General features: G+C 35.2%; 11 protein-coding genes. 2 read left to right on the top strand and 9 right to left on the bottom strand.

What is annotated here, in order from left to right; translation table 11 throughout:
- Positions 1-115 precede the first annotated feature (115 nt).
- On the top strand, positions 116-1,369 hold the full coding sequence (gene rocD, locus ASE21_RS01485) for an ornithine--oxo-acid transaminase (RefSeq protein ID WP_057120784.1): 1,254 nt from the start codon (positions 116-118) through the stop codon (positions 1,367-1,369).
- 183 nt (positions 1,370-1,552) lie between these two features.
- Positions 1,553-2,008: a DUF1810 domain-containing protein gene (locus ASE21_RS01480; RefSeq protein ID WP_057120783.1), complete on the top strand. Its 456-nt coding sequence runs from the start codon at positions 1,553-1,555 to the stop codon at positions 2,006-2,008.
- Positions 2,009-2,131: 123 nt separating this feature from the next.
- Here ASE21_RS01480 and ASE21_RS01475 read toward each other — a convergent pair whose 3' ends face one another.
- The 9 genes from ASE21_RS01475 to ASE21_RS01435 form a co-directional block, all read right to left on the bottom strand.
- On the bottom strand, positions 2,132-3,526 hold the full coding sequence (locus ASE21_RS01475) for a RagB/SusD family nutrient uptake outer membrane protein (protein WP_057121156.1): 1,395 nt from the start codon (positions 3,524-3,526) through the stop codon (positions 2,132-2,134).
- Positions 3,527-3,536: 10 nt separating this feature from the next.
- Positions 3,537-6,518: a SusC/RagA family TonB-linked outer membrane protein gene (locus tag ASE21_RS01470; protein ID WP_082603429.1), complete on the bottom strand. Its 2,982-nt coding sequence runs from the start codon at positions 6,516-6,518 to the stop codon at positions 3,537-3,539.
- Between the two features lie 377 nt (positions 6,519-6,895).
- Complete coding sequence (gene cysK / locus ASE21_RS01465; protein ID WP_057120782.1) at positions 6,896-7,816, bottom strand: cysteine synthase A; 921 nt, start codon at positions 7,814-7,816, stop codon at positions 6,896-6,898.
- A gap of 112 nt (positions 7,817-7,928) precedes the next feature.
- Positions 7,929-9,584, bottom strand: a complete 1,656-nt coding sequence (locus ASE21_RS01460) for an arylsulfatase (protein ID WP_057120781.1) — start codon at positions 9,582-9,584, stop codon at positions 7,929-7,931.
- Positions 9,585-10,038: 454 nt separating this feature from the next.
- Complete coding sequence (locus ASE21_RS01455; RefSeq protein ID WP_057120780.1) at positions 10,039-11,301, bottom strand: YeiH family protein; 1,263 nt, start codon at positions 11,299-11,301, stop codon at positions 10,039-10,041.
- Positions 11,302-11,313: 12 nt separating this feature from the next.
- Positions 11,314-12,933 carry a sulfatase-like hydrolase/transferase gene (locus ASE21_RS01450; protein WP_057120779.1) on the bottom strand — a complete coding sequence of 540 codons (1,620 nt, stop codon included), beginning with the start codon at positions 12,931-12,933 and terminating at the stop codon, positions 11,314-11,316.
- An 89-nt stretch (positions 12,934-13,022) separates the two neighbouring features.
- Positions 13,023-13,730: a thioredoxin domain-containing protein gene (locus ASE21_RS01445; RefSeq protein ID WP_057120778.1), complete on the bottom strand. Its 708-nt coding sequence runs from the start codon at positions 13,728-13,730 to the stop codon at positions 13,023-13,025.
- Positions 13,731-13,819: 89 nt separating this feature from the next.
- Positions 13,820-14,887, bottom strand: coding sequence for a sterol desaturase family protein (locus ASE21_RS01440; protein WP_057120777.1), 1,068 nt, complete (start codon positions 14,885-14,887; stop codon positions 13,820-13,822).
- A 331-nt stretch (positions 14,888-15,218) separates the two neighbouring features.
- The gene (locus ASE21_RS01435) at positions 15,219-17,141 is read right to left on the bottom strand and encodes an arylsulfatase (RefSeq protein WP_057120776.1); all 1,923 of its coding nucleotides are present in this window, start codon (positions 17,139-17,141) and stop codon (positions 15,219-15,221) included.
- Positions 17,142-17,375 lie beyond the last annotated feature (234 nt).

Here is a 17,375-nt window from a genome sequence, read left to right as displayed (position 1 = left end):
ACTACTATAAAAATATATTTTGACTTATATGATCTATTTTTAAAGTTAAATCATATCATAAAATGCTTTATTTTAATATTTTTTGATATTTTTGTACCTGAAAAAATAACCTATCATGATACATACAGAAAATACACTTTCGTCAAAATCAGAAGTTTTAATAGAAAAAGAGAATAAATACGGAGCTCATAATTATCATCCGCTTCCTGTGGTTTTAGAAAGAGGAGAAGGTGTATATGTATGGGATGTTGACGGGAAAAAATATTATGATTTTTTATCGGCATATTCAGCAGTTAATCAAGGGCACTGCCATCCTAAAATCGTAAAAGCAATGGTTGATCAGGCGCAGACATTGACGCTTACTTCCCGTGCTTTTTACAATGATAAATTAGGAAATTATGAAGAATACATAACCCAATATTTTGGTTTTGATAAAGTACTGCCAATGAATACCGGTGCCGAAGCGGTAGAAACGGCGCTTAAAGTCTGCAGAAAATGGGCGTATGAAGTAAAAGGAATTCCTGAAAATCAGGCGCAGGTAATTGTCTGCGAAAATAATTTTCATGGAAGAACGACAACTATTATTTCATTTTCAAATGATGAAACAGCACGTAAAAACTTTGGGCCTTTTACAGACGGATTTATAAAAATTGAATATGATAATCTTGACGCTCTTGAAAAAGCTTTAAAATCATCAAAAAATATTGCCGGATTTTTAGTTGAACCAATTCAGGGTGAAGCCGGAGTTTATGTTCCTTCAGAAGGATATCTGGCAAAGGCAAAAGCATTGTGCGAAAAACATAATGTTTTATTTATCGCCGATGAAGTTCAAACCGGAATTGCGCGCACCGGAAAGTTATTAGCCGTTCACCATGAAAATGTACAGCCTGATATTTTGATTTTAGGAAAAGCAATTTCAGGAGGTGTTTATCCGGTTTCAGCTGTTTTATGTAATGACGAAATTATGAATGTCATTAAACCGGGGCAGCACGGTTCTACTTTTGGAGGAAATCCTGTAGCCGCGGCAGTTGCAATCGCAGCTCTTGAAGTTGTAAAAGAAGAAAAGCTAGCCGAAAATGCAGAACGTCTTGGGATTATTTTAAGAGAAGGATTGAACAAGATTGCAGAAAAAAACAACTTAATTACACTTGTTCGCGGGAAAGGCCTTTTGAACGCCATTGTTATTAACAGCGGAGAAGATTCTGATTTGGCCTGGGAAATTTGTTTAAAATTTAGAGATAACGGCTTATTGGCAAAACCAACTCACGGAAATAAAATCAGATTTGCGCCGCCATTAGTCATGACTGAAGATCAAATAAACGAATGTTTACATATTATAGAAAAATCACTGAATGAATTTAAATTGTAAATCATTCATTAGCAATATATAACTTTAAAACAGCTGCAAATTTTGCAGCTGTTTTGTTTTAACAAATATGAATTATATAACAAACGAACGTAATTATATAATTTAAAAATAAACTTCCTCAGTAGTTTTGACTACCAAATTTAGAATAACAAAGATTGGTTAAACCTTATAAATTTATTACAGATGGCTTACTCAAATAATGATTTAACGCGATTTTTAGATGCACAGAACAAACTTTATCTTACGGCCTATTCTGAATTAAAAAAAGGAAAAAAAGAAACACACTGGATGTGGTTTGTTTTTCCTCAGATAAAAGGATTAGGAAAAAGCGACATTGCAAAATATTATGCTATTGCCGACCTTGAAGAAGCGACAGCATATTTAAATCACCCAATTTTGGCAAAACATTTAGTTGAAATTGCACAGCTTCTTTTAAATTTTAAAAATAAAAAATCTATTGAAAGTATTCTTGGAGATTTAGATGCACGTAAACTTCGTTCGTCATTGAGCTTGTTTTCTCAGGTCGAAAATGCAAATCCGATATTTCAGGAATTATTAGATACTTTTTATTCCGGAAGTTTAGATCCTGTTACTTTAACCATCGCTCAGCAATTAACGAAAGTGCCTGTTGAAGCATAATCGTGACCGATTATCGATTAGAATTTTACCTTTAATTTTACTTATATATAGAATCTGTTAAAATGAAAAAACCATTCTTTGGGGGGAATGGTTTTTTCTGTTTTATAAAAGTTTTAAAATCAATTAAATCCTGTATCCCGGATTTTGAGTAATTTTTTTGTTGGCATCAGTTTCTTTCAACGGAATTGGAAATACCAGTTTATCTGCATCATAAGTTAACAATAACGGATCGCCGTCGGGAGTTTCAGTCAGGATAGATCTTTTTGTTCTTTTGATATCGTGAATCAGGAATCCTTCCATTCCAAGTTCTAATTCTCTTTCTAACAGAACATCATCAATTGTTACCGAAGTTAAAGCGTCTGCATGCGCTCTGCTTCGAATAATGTTAATATCACCAAGAGGCGCATTTCCTATCGCAGTACCTTCTTCCAAATTTGCCTCTGCTCTGATTAAATACATTTCTGCCAGACGAATAATTCCAACATTTGCAAACTGATCTGTAAATTTAGAAGTCAAGATTCGGCCATTGTCTTCATTTTCATAAATAAAATCAGCTCTGTCATCCGGAACACTAAATTTATTTAAATAAGTATCTCTAATAGAAAAATCGCCGCCACGGCCTCCGTTGCCTTCAGAAGCATAAAAAGTTACGGCATCGTTTACGCCAGTTTGTTTTGTAATTTGAATAGAAAAAACGTCTTCTGCCTGATCTGTATCGTGATTAAAAGCGGCCGCATAACTTGTTGATAGATTGTGCCCGCTGTTTTCAATAACATCATTTGCGGCATCTCTTGCCAAATCATATTTTCCCTGCTGCAAATATACTCTCGCTAATAATGCCTGAGCAGCATATTTATCGGCATAAAAACCATTCTCTTCCGGCAGGTTTGTGTAAGCCAGATTTAAACCGTCGATTATAACTTTATATACTTCTTCTACCGTACTTCTTTCTTTTGAAAGATCTACACTAAAATCATAAATTGCATTTGGTCGTATTACAACTCCTAACTGATTGTTGGTCTTACCTTGTTCATATGGTTTTGCAAAAAAGCGAACCAAATCAAAATAAGCTAAAGATCTTAAAAAATTAGCTTCACCAATCATAACCGCTTGTCTGTCGGGATCTTTTACTTTGTCGATATTTTCGATAACGGTATTCGATGCGTTTATAATTTCATATAATCTGGCATATGTTCCTTCAATGATCACATTATCAGACAGCATGTTCTTGTTGTACATTTGTCTTAATTCGCCAAAAGTACCGCGCCATCTTAAGTCGGTTGTACTTAATACTCCGGTTACGCCTAGTAAATCAGCATAAAGTAAAACTCTTCCGCCGTAAGCATTTCCATTTGCTGCCAGAGCATAAGTTCCGGTCAATACATTGGTAACGCCGGTTTCCGTGCTTAATGTTGTGTTAGCATCTTCTCTCTGTTTAGGTTCTATGTCTAATTCATTTTCGCAGCTTGTAAAAAATGCAGCGAAAAATATAAATAGGATTAGTTTATTTGCTTTCATCTTGTTCTTTTTAAAAATTAAAGTTAACACCAATTGCAGTTGTTCTAGCCGGCGGTGCTGAATAAAAATCTTCTCCAATTCCTGTATCATCTCTTCTTGCTTCAGGATCATTACCTTCGTAATTTGTAAAAGTCAATAGGTTTACTGCTGTAAAATAAACTCTTAAACTGCTCATTCCTAAATCTTTTAATACATCTTTAGGCAGTGTATATCCTAAAGTTAAGTTTCTTAAACGAACAAAATCGGCTTTATCAAGATAGCGGGAAGAATCCTGTGTACCATTTCCTCCTCCAAATCTCGCTTGCGGTACATCGGTAATATCACCCGGTTTCTGCCATCTGTTTAACTGATCTGCTGTTTGGTTGTCAAAATAATCAGCAGCAGTCGATTGATAAATTCCCGCTGAATTATAAATACTTGCGCCCCATTCTCCCTGAAATGTAAAAGTAAAATCAAAACCTTTGTAAAGAATAGTATTGGTTAAACCTGACATTAATGTTGGAAAAGGATTTCCTGCAATAATACGCTGTGCTTCACTATAATTGTTTGTTGTAGAATGGTCAATTGTACCATCTGCTTTTTTAGTGTTTTTGTAAAATAAAGCATCTCCTGTCTCAGGATCAACTCCCGCATATTCAACTAAATAGAAAGAAGAAATATTTTCTCCAACTCTGTTAATGTTGTATGAAACGATAATGTCTCTGTTATCGTTTGGAAGCGATTTTACCTTTGACTCATTCGTTGTGATATTAAAACTTGTGTTCCATTTAAAGTTTTCAGTATCAATATTTTTAGTGTTTAAAGTAACCTCAAAACCATTACTTCTTATTTTGCCAATATTTTTATTGATAGAACCTGCTCCTGAACTAATTGGTAACGGAACCTCAAAAAGTAATCCGTCAGTATCTTTTTGGTAATAATCTGCTTCAAGTGTAAATCTGTTTAAGAAACCAACTTCGATACCAAAATCTGTCTGGGCTGATTTTTCCCAGGTCAAATCGTCATTTCCCGGCTGATCAAAAGTAAGACCCGATTTTAAGTTATATGGGTTTGGTCTGTAAAGCTGACGGGAAGCAAAATTTCCAATTTCGGCATTTCCCAATTTACCCCAGCTTCCTTTAACTTTTAAATTAGTCAGTACATTATTGTCTTTTAAGAATTCTTCCTGAGAAATAACCCATCCGGCAGAAAACGCAGGGAAAACTCCAAATCGTTCATTTTTACCAAAACGGGACGAACCATCACGACGAATACTGGCTTTAATAAGATATTTATTTGCATAAGCATAATTCAGCCTTCCAAATTGAGAAACAAAAGCATAATCTGTTTCACTTCCATGACCTTCATTTACTTCAGCACCACCGTCAACGGTTTGAAAATCATCACTTGAAAAATAAATACTGTTTACATCCTGATATCTTCTGTTGTATTTATTGAATTCCATACCCGCCACAACATTAAAGCTATGGTTTTCGGCAAAAGTTTTATCAAATGTAAAATAGTTACTTGAAACATAATTTTCTGTGTTTACAGAAGAGGCAAACACGGCTCCGTCTGTTGCCATAAAAGGAGCATTTTTTCCCTGCCAGTAATCTTCAGTTTGTGATAAAAGATCGTATGAAAAATCAGAATTGAATTTTAATGAGGAAAGGATTTTAAATTCAGCAAAAACTTTTCCTGTAAGCCTGCGCATAATGGTTTTCCAGAACGTATTGTCTTTTGCCAGAAGATAGTTTGAATATTCTGTATTCGGATTTGCGCTTCCATCTTCTAATCTTGCCGGCGAAATAGGCGCTTGCGCAACAGATTGTAATGGTGAAGAGAAGGAGTTATCATCCTGAACCCTGTGAATAAGAGATCTCGAAAAACCTAAGTTCATGCCTAATGTCAAACGATCTGTAACTTTATGCGATACGTTTGTTCTGGCCGTAAATCTTTCTAAAGTATTACTGTCAACAATACCGGTTGTGTTATTATAAGCACCTGAGAAGAAATATTTTGTTTTTTCGTCTCCTCCTGAAGCAGAAAAATCGGCATCTGTAGTATAACCGGTTCTTAAAGCAATATCCTGCCAGTCTGTATCTACGGCACCATTTCTCCAGTCAGTTCCCTGAGATAAATATTCTAATTCATCCTCAACAGATTCTAAATCATTAACATTTCTTCCTGCTTCCTGTAATAATTCTACATATTGTTTAGCATTCAGCCATTTTCTTTTATGTGTAGCTTCGCTAACACCCTGAGAAAGATTTACCGTAAAAGTCCCTTTTCCTTCACGGCCTTTTTTGGTTGTAATTAAAACCACACCGTTTGCACCACGTGCACCGTAAATAGCAGCAGAAGAAGCATCTTTTAAAACGTCAATAGACTCAATCTCATTCGTACTTAAAGTCAGTAATGGGTTTGTTGGTGCGCCGTTGCTTGACTCATCATCATTAATTAACGGAATTCCGTCAAGTACATACAAAGGCTGCGTTCCCGCACTAATACTCGCTGCACCACGCACACGAATATTAATGCCTCCGTCGACTTTACCGTTTGTCTGCGTAATTTGAACCCCGGCCAGTTTACCAACCAAAGCGTTTTGTACGTTTGAAACCGGAATCTGCTGAATATCTTTTGCCGTTACACGCGCAATATTATCCGTTAAATTTTTCTTAGACTGCGTTCCATAACCCACAACTACAACAGCCTCCAGCTCATTTTGAACTTCAACTAATTCAACATTCATTTTATTGGAAGCCGGAACTTCGACTGTTCTGTAACTTACATAACTTATAACTAGAAGGTCACCTTTTTTGGCAGCAATTTTAAAAATACCGTCAAAATCAGTTTGAGCGCTGACACTTGTACCTTTTAATACAATATTTACTCCCGGAATTGGTAATCCTTTTTTATCTGTTACTTTTCCGGAGATAGATTCCTGTTGTGCTGCCACCATTTGCACAAATAGTAAAAACAGCCACAAAAAATGTTTTAATTTAATTTTCATATTCATTTTCGTTTAAATTAGTCTCTCAAATATCCTAATTTAATGTTAATTTTTAATGGTTTTTTAACACTAAAAATAACAATTATAGCGTGTTTTGTGATATTGATAACTTTTAGGTGCGTGTTTGTTATATTTCCGTGAAAAAATCTTGATTTTTTGATAAAAATGTAAGGCAGAATATTTATGTTAAAAAAACGCCTTTATTTTTTAGAGAAAGAAAAGATGTTTTATAAAAAAAGCGATTGTTTAACAATCGCTTTTTAGGCATAATTACTAAAATATCAAAAAAAGTAATTATCATTTCGAGTATATATGATTTATTTAAAATCTAACTTTTTATTTTAAAAACAATGTTCAATAAAATAATATGGTACTGTTTAAGAGAAAAAATCGAATAATTCTTCTACAGAAAGATAGCGCTCACCAGTGTCATAATTAAAAGTAAGGATTACGGCATTTTCAGGAATATTTTTCAGTTTTTTTGAAACCGCGGCTAATGCTGCTCCGGTTGAAATGCCTCCAAAAATTCCTTCTTCTTTGGTTAATTTTTTAGCAAAATTAAAAGCATCATTTTTTTCGATTGTAACAATCTCATCAATATATTCCCTGTTAAAAACTTCGGGAATAAAACCGGCACCAATTCCCTGCAATGGATGAGGTGCAGGAATACCTCCGCTTAAAACAGGAGAAAGTGCAGGCTCAACCGCTATAGTTTTTAAATTAGGGAAATGCTGTTTCAGGATTTTAGAAACTCCGGTAATATGTCCGCCCGTTCCAACGCCGGTAATCAGATAATCAATTCCATCCGGAAAATCTGCCAGTATTTCCTGTGCGGTAGTTCTTTCGTGAACTTCAACATTGGCATGGTTTGTAAATTGTGAAGGCAGAAAAGAGTTTTTAATTGTTGCGGCCAGTTCGTGTGCTTTTTCAACAGCACCAGAAGTTCCTTTTTCTCTGGGAGTCAAAACATATTCAGCACCATACGCTTCGATAATTTTTCTGCGTTCTACGCTCATCGATTCCGGCATCACAATAATAACTTTATAACCTTTTACGGCTGCGACTAACGAAAGCCCAATTCCCGTATTTCCGGATGTTGGTTCTATAATAATGGAATCCGGATTCAAAAGTCCTTTTTTTTCTGCATCTTCAATCATGGCCAGTGCGATTCTGTCTTTAATGCTCGATCCCGGATTTGATTTTTCTAATTTAATCCACACTTCGTGGGTTTTAAAAAGCTTATTCAGCCTTATATGGGGCGTATTTCCAATGGTTTCTAAAATGTTCTGATATTTCATGTATTGATATTTTTAAAGAATAAAAAAGCTTTCTGTTTCTGCATTTAAAATCACGACTTGCAATTTACTGATAAAATGAATTCTTACGGATAATTTATGTCAGAAAAAGATTTTACTTTTTCAAAGCCGCACCACCTGGCATTGTCTCTGGTTTAAGCTTGAATTTACTGTATTCTACAACTCCGGTTTTTTCGGCCCATTCAAAATAAGATGCAGAAAGTTTGTTTACGATTCCAGGATTTTGCTGGGCAACATTATTAGTTTCACCACGGTCAGTTTCCAGATCGTACAATTCCCATTCATAAGAAGGATAAATCGAAACCAATTTCCATTTTCCATCACGAACGGCCCTGTTTCCTGCTCTTTCCCAAAATAATGGTGCGCCTCTGTCTACCTGTGAAACATTATTAAATAAAACAGGCAGCAAACTTTTTCCAACCAAAGCGTTTGTGGTCACACCATTATATTCTTTTGGGTATTCTATTCCGGCGAGTTCGTAAAAGGTAGGAGCGAGGTCAATAATATGTCCGGTTCCTTTATCAATTCTTCCCGCTTTAATTTTTGATGGAAACCATGCAATAAACGGAGAACTAAAACCGCCTTCGTGCATATTATTTTTATACTGAAGCAACGGCGTATTTGATAAATAAGCCCAGTTTTGTTCCTGATAGTCAAAAGATCCAGAAGTTCCAACAGGTCCGTCATTTCTAACCAAACCTCTTCCAAGCGGATTGTAAGTATTGAATCCGCCCTGAGCGCCATTATCTGAAATAAAAACTATCAGTGTATTTTTATCTTTTTTAAGCGCTTTTAGCTTGTCGAGAACTTTGCCAACGTTCTGATCCATATTGTCGACCATTGCGGCGTAAACTTCCATTTTGGCTTTCCAGAATTGTTTTTCGTCATAACTTAATTTGTTCCATTCCGGAACTTCAGGATCTCTTGTCGATATAGTTTGATCAGCAGGTAAAATGCCGCTGGCTTTTAGTTTCTGGATTCTTTTTTCTCTTAAAACATCCCAGCCTTCATCAAATTTTCCTTTGTATTTGGCAATATCAACTGGTTTTGCCTGCAGCGGCCAGTGTGGTGCTGTAAAAGCTAAGTACAAAAAGAAAGGTTTGTTTTCTTTGTTTTGTTCGTCTAAAAAAGTAACAGCATTATTTCCAATTTCATCTGTAAAATAATACGAATCATCTTTTGGGTGGAGTTCTTCATTATTGCGAATTAATTTTACCGGATATGGTGTTTTTCCAAACGAAAGCGGTTTTGTATCAAAATAATTAGAAGCACCTTTTAAAATTCCGTAAAATTTATCAAAACCTCTTTGATTAGGCCATTGCGACTGATCTTCAGAGCCAACATGCCATTTTCCGGATAAAAGTGTGCTGTAACCCCCGGAACGGAAAACTTCTCCTAAAGTTAAAGATTCTTTATTTAAATATCCCTGATAAGCCGGTAAACCCAGATTAACATCAAAAAAACCAACTCCGGCTTTATGCTGATATTGACCGGTTAGGAGAGAAGCTCGTGTAGGCGCACAGATTGAATTATTGTAAAATTCACGTAAGCGCAAACCTTCTGTGGCTAGCTTATCCAGATTTGGGGTTTTAATTTCTGAACCATAATTTCCTAAATCTGAATAACCCATATCGTCAACCAAAATCAAAATGATGTTTGGTTTTGACTGCGTCTGAGCATTGGATTCCTGAGAAAAAAAAGCTCCGGTTATCAGAATAGAAAAAAGAAGTTTCGTAATTTTTGTATTCATTGTATTGTACTTTTTATGATTTTTTTGCTTTTGTAAGTGATAAATGTTCTTTAAATCAGGTCATTTCTGTTGCCGCAGAAATGACCCTTTGTAATCAAAAAGAATCTTAGTTTGTCGTCTCAATTTCATTTTTGATTTATAGTTATAGCGTAATAGATGCTCAAACAGAATATTTCAAATAGAGATTTCAATAAATTAGAATAATGGAGTTCGGTATATATTTCAGCTTTAATCTGAATCGAATAAAACGAAAAACAAAGGCGGGAATTAACAACAGCAGCACATATAACAAAAGGTGTTAGTAATGTGCATTTGGGAAATAATATAAGACATGTTATTTTCTGTTGTTTTCAAAATGTAGTTTTTTATATTTAAATTCTACTAATTCTATAGACAAAGTTATATTTAATATTGTAAAATCCAAATTAATCTTTATATTTTTTAAAAAGAGAAATCAGGAACCAAAAAGCCAAAAAGCAATAAGGAGCGTAACAATCACATTAAATAATTGTGCAATTAAAAAAGCATACAATGGTTTACGGCTGTTATTGGCCAATAAATCTTTGAAGTTTGTCTCTAAACCTATGCTTGTAAATGCTAATGCAAACCAGATTGTCTGAAGGTTCTTTAAGCTGTCTTTTATGCCGTCTCTGGTTTCGGAAGTAATTAAAAAAGAGAAAATTAAAGACGCAGCAATAAAGCCAATTACAAATTTTGGAAAACGTTCCCAGATTACTTTTAAAGTTGGTTTGGATGCAACAGCTTCCGGTGAATTATTATGGGAATAAGTCCAGTAAACGGAAATTGCAAAAGCGGCCAATCCTAATAAAACATTCTGGGAGAATTTTACAATCGTGCTGATTTTTAAAGCGGTTTCTCCAACTAATGTTCCGGATGCAGCAACAGCTCCGGATGTGTCTATACTTCCGCCAAGCCAGGCTCCGGTGACTTCTTCAGGAAAATTGAAATATTTTGCGATCATCGGCATGAAAATCATCATTGGAATTGCAGTTACCAAAACAATAGAAATAACATACGATAATTTCTTAGAATCCCCTTTTATAGCGCCCGAAGCTGCAATAGCTGCCGAAACACCACAGATAGAAACGGCACTCGAAATCATCATTGTTAATTCGTCGTCGACTTTTAATTTTCGGCAAAGCCAAAAAGCAAAATACCAAACCGATAAAACAACAATCAAAGCCTGAATTAACCCAAGTGAACCAGCTTTAAGAATATCGGAAAAAATAACGCTGGTTCCTAATAAAACCAATCCGATTTTTACAAAGACTTCTGTAGAAAGCGCAGCGCGAAACCATTCCGGAAGTTTGAAGAAATTTCCAATTGCCAGTCCAATAAGGAGACTAAAAATCACAGCTTCTAAATTGATGGATTTTATTGCTGAATTGCCAGCCAAAATAAGGGCAATCAGCGTTAAAAAGTAAACTATTGGAAAAGTCAGCAGAAAATATTTTACAGATTTTCCAATTAAAAATGCACCAATCGTACCAATAGAAACCAAATACAAGAATTGAATAAAAATGATTTGAATGTTATTGGTATCCAATACTTTGGCAGGTAAATCAGATGTATTTGACCAGCTGAAAACCGGAACTTCGGGAAGAAATATAAAAAGGGAAATTCCAATTATTAGAAATCCCAGAATTACGACAGTCCAGTCTTCGTGAATATTAAATTGTTTAGGTTGAGTTGACATATTTTTGATTGATTATAAATCGACAAAGTATTTTTGTTTGCCAAAATCGAATTCATAATAAGTAAGATTTGGCCAAAGCGGTTTAATTAATCCTTTTTCCCATACTTGTAAAGCGGTTTGTAATTCTTTTACTTTTTCAGGATTTTTTGTAGCAAAATCTGTAGTTTCAGATTTGTCTTTTGATAAATCATAAAGCCATTTTTCGTGCGTTTTTCCGCTGATGATTAATTTCCAGTTTCCGCTTCGTATGGCTTTTGCATCGCCGGAACGCCAGTATAAATTTTTGTGGGCTTCTTTATTGCTGTTAACAATATCTACTAAATCAACACCATCATAAACCCTGTCCTTTGGCAGTCCGGAATGCGTAACGGCTGCAATTGTGCTAAAGATATCCAAAGAACTTACAGGAGTTTTGTAAATGGTATGCGGCTTAATTTTTCCCTTCCACGAAAGTGCAAAAGGAACATTTATACCACCTTCAAAATGAGAAAATTTTCCGCCTTTTAGAGGAGCATTTGTTGTGGCAAAAGTATAATCGGCACCACCGTTATCGCTGATAAAAAAGATTAATGTATTTTCTTCTAAACCTTCTTTTTTAACCTTTTGTCTAATTCTTCCAATGGCATCGTCTAAGGCACTTATCATTGCAAAATAAACACGTTTGTTTTCGTCTTTTACATTTGGAAAACGATCATAATATTTTTTGCGAACCTGAAATGGCGTATGCGGCGCATTAAACGGAACGTATAATAAAAAGGGTTTATTTTTATTTTTGTCGATAAAAGCTTCTGCTTCATCAGCAAAGGTTTCGGTTAAGTATTTTTTGTCTTTTATAATGGTAGTATCGCGGCGAATTTGTCCAGTTCCAACACGGCCATTTCCCCAAATTGTTTTATCAGTAAAATCTTTGTGATGATGGTTAATAATATCAGGATTATCATCTTCGGGAGTATAAAGGGAAAATGCCTGATAAAATCCGTAATGATAATCGAAACCTCTTTCTAAAGGAAAAAATCCTTTGTTATGTCCTAAATGCCACTTTCCTATAATGGCAGTATTGTAACCTTGTTTTTTGGCTAAATCGGCAAAAGTAATTTCAGACTGCGGCAAGCCCTGAGTGGCGATAGAAGCTTCATTTGGATAATTTATTTTATTATTCAAACGCCAGCCGTCTGTATTTATTAAATACTTAAAAGCATAATATTCTAAGTTGTTTTTTGGATAACGATCTCCAGGCTGATATTCATGTCCAAAGCGTTCCTGATAACGGCCGGTTAATAATCCTGCACGGGAAGGGGAGCAGATAGATGCAGAAACATACCCGTCTGTAAAAGTTACTCCTGAAGCTGCAAGCGAATCAATTTGTGGCGTTGGTGTCGATTTTCCTCCGTAAAGAGAAATATCATATTTACCTAAATCGTCAGCAACAAGAATAATAATATTTGGTTTTTTTTCATTGGTTTTAGAAGTATCTTTTTGTGCCAGAAATGCCGCTTTTCCCTGCGCTAATTTTTCATTAGGTTTTATTAACGTTCCGTCCGTATTTATGGGCCAGAATAAAAATGCTGTCAAAATAAGAAGCACGATTAAAATGGGTAGAATAATTTTGGTTATTTTTTTATATTTTGCCATTTGGTTAGTTTGGTTTTGGAAATGAAGAACTTGTCAAAGTTTCAAACTTTGACAAAGTTTTCGTTTATCTTAAGAATAATTATATGTATTTATTTAGAAGCCAAAGCCGCATCAACATCGTTTTTTAAATCGCCTAAACCGTCTTTTTTGAAAACGATTTTACCATTTTGATATAAAATCAAAGTTGGAAAAACTTTTACGGTTTTTAAGTCGGCAATTACCTGCGGGCTTGTTTCGAGATCAATTTCTACGATTTTTAAGTTGTCGCCGTATTGTGTTCTGATAGTTTCTAAAACAGGTTTTACTTTTATACATGCCCCGCAGTATTTTGACCCGATATCGACTAGAACGGTTTTGTTATCTGCAATAATTTTGTTGTATTCCGCTAAGGTCAGCTTGCTTTTAGAATTGGCATAAAAAGGTTTTCCGTTTCCAATCCAGTTGGCAATTCCGCCTTCTAAACTATATGCTTCTTTAAAACCTTTTTTTAATAAATCGTCTGCTAACCAAACGCTTCTGCCTGCTCCAATAGAATAGGTAAAAACAGGTTTAGATTTGTCTAATTTTGCAATTTGTTCTGCATAATCTTTTGATTCCAGATTGAAATTTACTGCACCATTAAGATGATTCAATGCAAATTCATCAGGACCTCGGGCATCGATTATCTGTGGTTTTTTTTCAGCCTGAATTTTGCTGTAAAAAACCTCTAATGACACAGTGTTTGCGCTTTTATTTTGTGAAAAACCGGATATTGTAAACAGTACAGTTAAAGCGAGAATATTTATTTTATTTTTCATAATGGTATAGTTTGGATAAAAGCCGGCAGCGTATTCAATGTTGATTTGAGTACACTGCCTTACTTATATTTTTATTATAATTTTTGAAATTAAGCCTGTTCTAAAACCGGAGTTTGTTCTACAGTTTCTACTGCTTTTTCTACAGGTTTGGCTTTTAGTGGAAATGCCAAAACACCTTCTGCAAGAGCGCTTCCTTCTTTTTTAGATTTAAATATTGGCCATAAAAACTGCGCATACCATTCTTCTTGTTTGTATGATTTTGTTCCGTAAGATTCCGGGAATTTACGTGTGATTAACCCAGTCCCGAAAATCATGTCCCAAATGAAAAACATGTTTCCGAAGTTTCCTTTAAAATGTCCAACTCCGTCTCCGCTTGTATCTGCGTGGTGTGCGTGGTGTGTGGCCGGAGTAGAAATCAATCTTTCTAAAACCCACGCAATTGGATGTAAAACTTTGTATTTGTAAAACGGTTTATCCCACGCAATACTTGAATGCGCACCCAAAGTGATGAAACTTTTAATAACCAAAACGAATAAAGCCGGTAATCCTAAACCTAAATATGTTAAAGTTGCAGTCAGATAAATTTGAGAAAAGAAAACGGTATAAATAAAGTTTTGTCTTGAAGCCATCGCCATTCCCATGTAAGGAGCAGAATGATGGGTTCTGTGAAAACGCCATAAAAATGGTACCTGATGGTGCAGCCTGTGGTACCAATACTGTGTTAAATCATCTGCAATGGCGATTAGAAAAAAGCCTCCCCAAAATGGAACCCAGGATAATGAATTGGCCAAATTTGGAATTAAATAAGGTAAGGCTGTTAAACTGAAAAAAGCAATTACCGGTGGTAAAATTAATTTTGGTGCTAAGAAACTAATGATATCTATTTTGCGTTCTTCGCCGGTCCATTCGTCATCATATAAACCTGCTGCAAACTCGATGATTCCCAAAACTACCATGAAAACGGTTAATCCCCAGGTACGGATATTTTCGAATGCAGGTTTTGCAAATTCCAAAAACGAAGGCAGTGCAATATGCGATTCGCTTACGGCTCCGCCGGTTAATTGGAAATAAAGGTAAATAGCCACTACAGGCAGCGAATAAATGAAAAAACTTATCGTTAAATCTCTTGTTAATTTTTCTTTTTGAACTATTGCCATGATTTCTTATTTTAAAAATTGATTAATTATTGTTAATCCTCCGGCTAAAATGGCCAGCGGCACTAAAAACAGGATTATCCCAACGACAATCTTTTTTCCTATGATTTCATAATCTACTCGTTTCATATCTTTTTGAATTTTAGTACTTTAATGTAAAAGTATAAAAATAAAACTTCTAGTTCTATAGATATAGTAGAGTTTTTATTTTTATTTTTAAAGTAATTTGTTAAAATCTTCCGTTTTCATTTGTTTTTTTAAAAGCAGAAGCATTTCAATGCTAAATTACCGACTTAAACCTGCAAGGTTTCAAAACCCTGCAGGCTGTTTATTGTTATTTTGTAGTTTCTGCGTCTCCGGCTTTTGTTACTTGTTTCACTAAATCCTGAAGTGTTTTTCCTTTGTCAGCACCAGAATTGTGAATTCTTCTGTTGTAAACATCCTGCCAGTCAATTAAGGGATAAAGATTGTTTTCTTTTGCCTGCTCATCAAATAATTTTTGAAGTTCAGCCAGCTTCTCAGGATATTTTTTAGCAAGATTATTACGCTCGTTAAAATCTTCGTTTAAGTTGTATAATTCCCAAACATCAGTATCAAAGTTACTTGCAGCCGGTTTTTCATTTTTACCCAATGACTGTTTTACAGCAAATGAATCTGGTAAATGCGCTGCCGCCGCTTTCCATCCATCTTTATAAATAGCTCTGTTTCCAAAGATATAGTAATACTGAACTTTGTGTAAAGATTCTGCTTTTGGATTATCTATAGATGCCTGAAATGAAGATCCCTGAATAATATCCTGCTTAATTCCTTTAATGTATTCCGGAGCTTTAATTCCTACAATATCCAATGTAGTTGGAAGTAAATCGGTTACGTGGCTGTATTGATTTCTGATTCCGCCTTTCTCTTTAATTCCGTTTGGATAAAATACAATCAGCGGATTATGTGTTCCTCCTTCAGAGTGTGCATCTTGTTTCCAGTTTTTAAAAGGAACATTTGTTGCCTGTGCCCATCCTAATGGATAATTTGTATTTAAACCTTTTGCAGTTCCAATTTCATCGATATTGGCTAAGTTTTTCTTTAGATTTTCTTCGTCAGAAACACCCTGAGTAAATAAACTTTGGCTGATTGTTCCTTCCGTTGTTCCTTCTTTACTTGCTCCATTATCTCCAATTGCCACAAAAATTAAGGTATTGTCAAGCTGACCGCTTTCTTTCAAATAATTTACAACTCTTCCAACTTCATAATCGGTATAAGTCAGGAATCCCGCATACACTTCCATGAATCTTGCATAAACTTTCTTTTGGTCCGGAGTTAATTTTTTCCAGTCTGTAATTAAAGGGTTACGTTCCGGCAATACAGCGTTAGCAGGAATTACGCCCAATTTTTTCTGATTGGCAATAACCTCTTCACGATATGCATCCCAGCCTTTATCAAATTTTCCTCTGTAAGGATCACTCCATTTTGCAGCCACCTGATGAGGTGCGTGAGCTGCTCCAGGCGCATAATATAAAAAGAATGGTTTTCCTGGTGCGGCTTTTTGCTGTTTTTGAATATAGCTGATCGCTTTGTCAGTTATTAATTCATTTAAGTGGCGTCCGTCTGGCTTAACATGCACCTGATCTTCCACTAAATCAGGATTGTATTGATCTGTCTGCGAACCAAGAAATCCATAAAAGTGATCAAAACCTTTTCCTGTTGGCCATCTGTCAAATGGTCCGGCATCTGTAGCATCTTCATCCGGAGTTACGCCATATTTACCAACGGCAAAAGTATTGTATCCGTTTTCACGTAAAATCTCTGCAATTGTTCCTTTATCAGAAGGAATTCTTCCGTCCCAGCCGGGAAAACCTGCTGATAAAATGGTATGGGAAAATCCGCTTACATGAACTCTTCCTGAATTTCTTCCGGTTAATAATGCCGCACGCGTTGGGGCACAAATAGCAGTAGTATGGAAATTGGTATAACGTAAACCATTATTAGCCAGATTGTCGAAAGTTGGCGTATTGATTAAACCTCCAAAAGTACTTGCAGCACCAAATCCAACATCATCCAATAAAATCCACACAATATTTGGTGCACCTTTTGGCGCTTTTACAGGATCAGGCCAATATTCTTTTGAATCAGCCAAAGTTTTACCAACAGTTCCTTTAAATTCTTGCTGTTCTTGTGCAAAGCCAAATTGTGCAGCCAGCAATGCAGTAATCAATAGCCCTTTTCCGGAGCTTTTGATTGTTGTTTTATTTTTAAAGTTTTTCATTTTTAATAGTTTATTATGGTTGTTATTATTACTAATAGAATTTCTGTAATTACTATTTTACTGTACTAACCCGTTGTGTGTAATTTAAAAATTGTATATTTTGACAAGGATTAGACTGATTCGTTATCACTAAGACTCGGATTTTCACGGATTTTTTAAATTCAATACATAAATCCGTTTTTATACGCGTTTTTGCGAAGCAAATCTGTTTTATCAGCGTTATAATTTTCATAT

This window comes from Flavobacterium sp. Root901 (assembly GCF_001429765.1).
Classification (GTDB): domain Bacteria; phylum Bacteroidota; class Bacteroidia; order Flavobacteriales; family Flavobacteriaceae; genus Flavobacterium.
Note: the sequence above shows the minus strand (reverse complement) of the source record. Positions and strands in the feature narration are given on the sequence as shown.

What these genes read in the sequence shown, in the direction of transcription:
- ASE21_RS01475 (WP_057121156.1), bottom strand. Translation starts at nt 3,526, where the DNA reads ATGAAAGCAAATAAACTAATCCTATTTATATTTTTCGCTGCATTTTTT.
- rocD (WP_057120784.1), top strand. Translation starts at nt 116, where the DNA reads ATGATACATACAGAAAATACACTTTCGTCAAAATCAGAAGTTTTAATA.
- ASE21_RS01470 (WP_082603429.1), bottom strand. Translation starts at nt 6,518, where the DNA reads ATGAAAATTAAATTAAAACATTTTTTGTGGCTGTTTTTACTATTTGTG.
- ASE21_RS01480 (WP_057120783.1), top strand. Translation starts at nt 1,553, where the DNA reads ATGGCTTACTCAAATAATGATTTAACGCGATTTTTAGATGCACAGAAC.
- ASE21_RS01460 (WP_057120781.1), bottom strand. Translation starts at nt 9,584, where the DNA reads ATGAATACAAAAATTACGAAACTTCTTTTTTCTATTCTGATAACCGGA.
- ASE21_RS01435 (WP_057120776.1), bottom strand. Translation starts at nt 17,141, where the DNA reads ATGAAAAACTTTAAAAATAAAACAACAATCAAAAGCTCCGGAAAAGGG.
- ASE21_RS01455 (WP_057120780.1), bottom strand. Translation starts at nt 11,301, where the DNA reads ATGTCAACTCAACCTAAACAATTTAATATTCACGAAGACTGGACTGTC.
- ASE21_RS01450 (WP_057120779.1), bottom strand. Translation starts at nt 12,933, where the DNA reads ATGGCAAAATATAAAAAAATAACCAAAATTATTCTACCCATTTTAATC.
- ASE21_RS01440 (WP_057120777.1), bottom strand. Translation starts at nt 14,887, where the DNA reads ATGGCAATAGTTCAAAAAGAAAAATTAACAAGAGATTTAACGATAAGT.
- ASE21_RS01445 (WP_057120778.1), bottom strand. Translation starts at nt 13,730, where the DNA reads ATGAAAAATAAAATAAATATTCTCGCTTTAACTGTACTGTTTACAATA.
- cysK (WP_057120782.1), bottom strand. Translation starts at nt 7,816, where the DNA reads ATGAAATATCAGAACATTTTAGAAACCATTGGAAATACGCCCCATATA.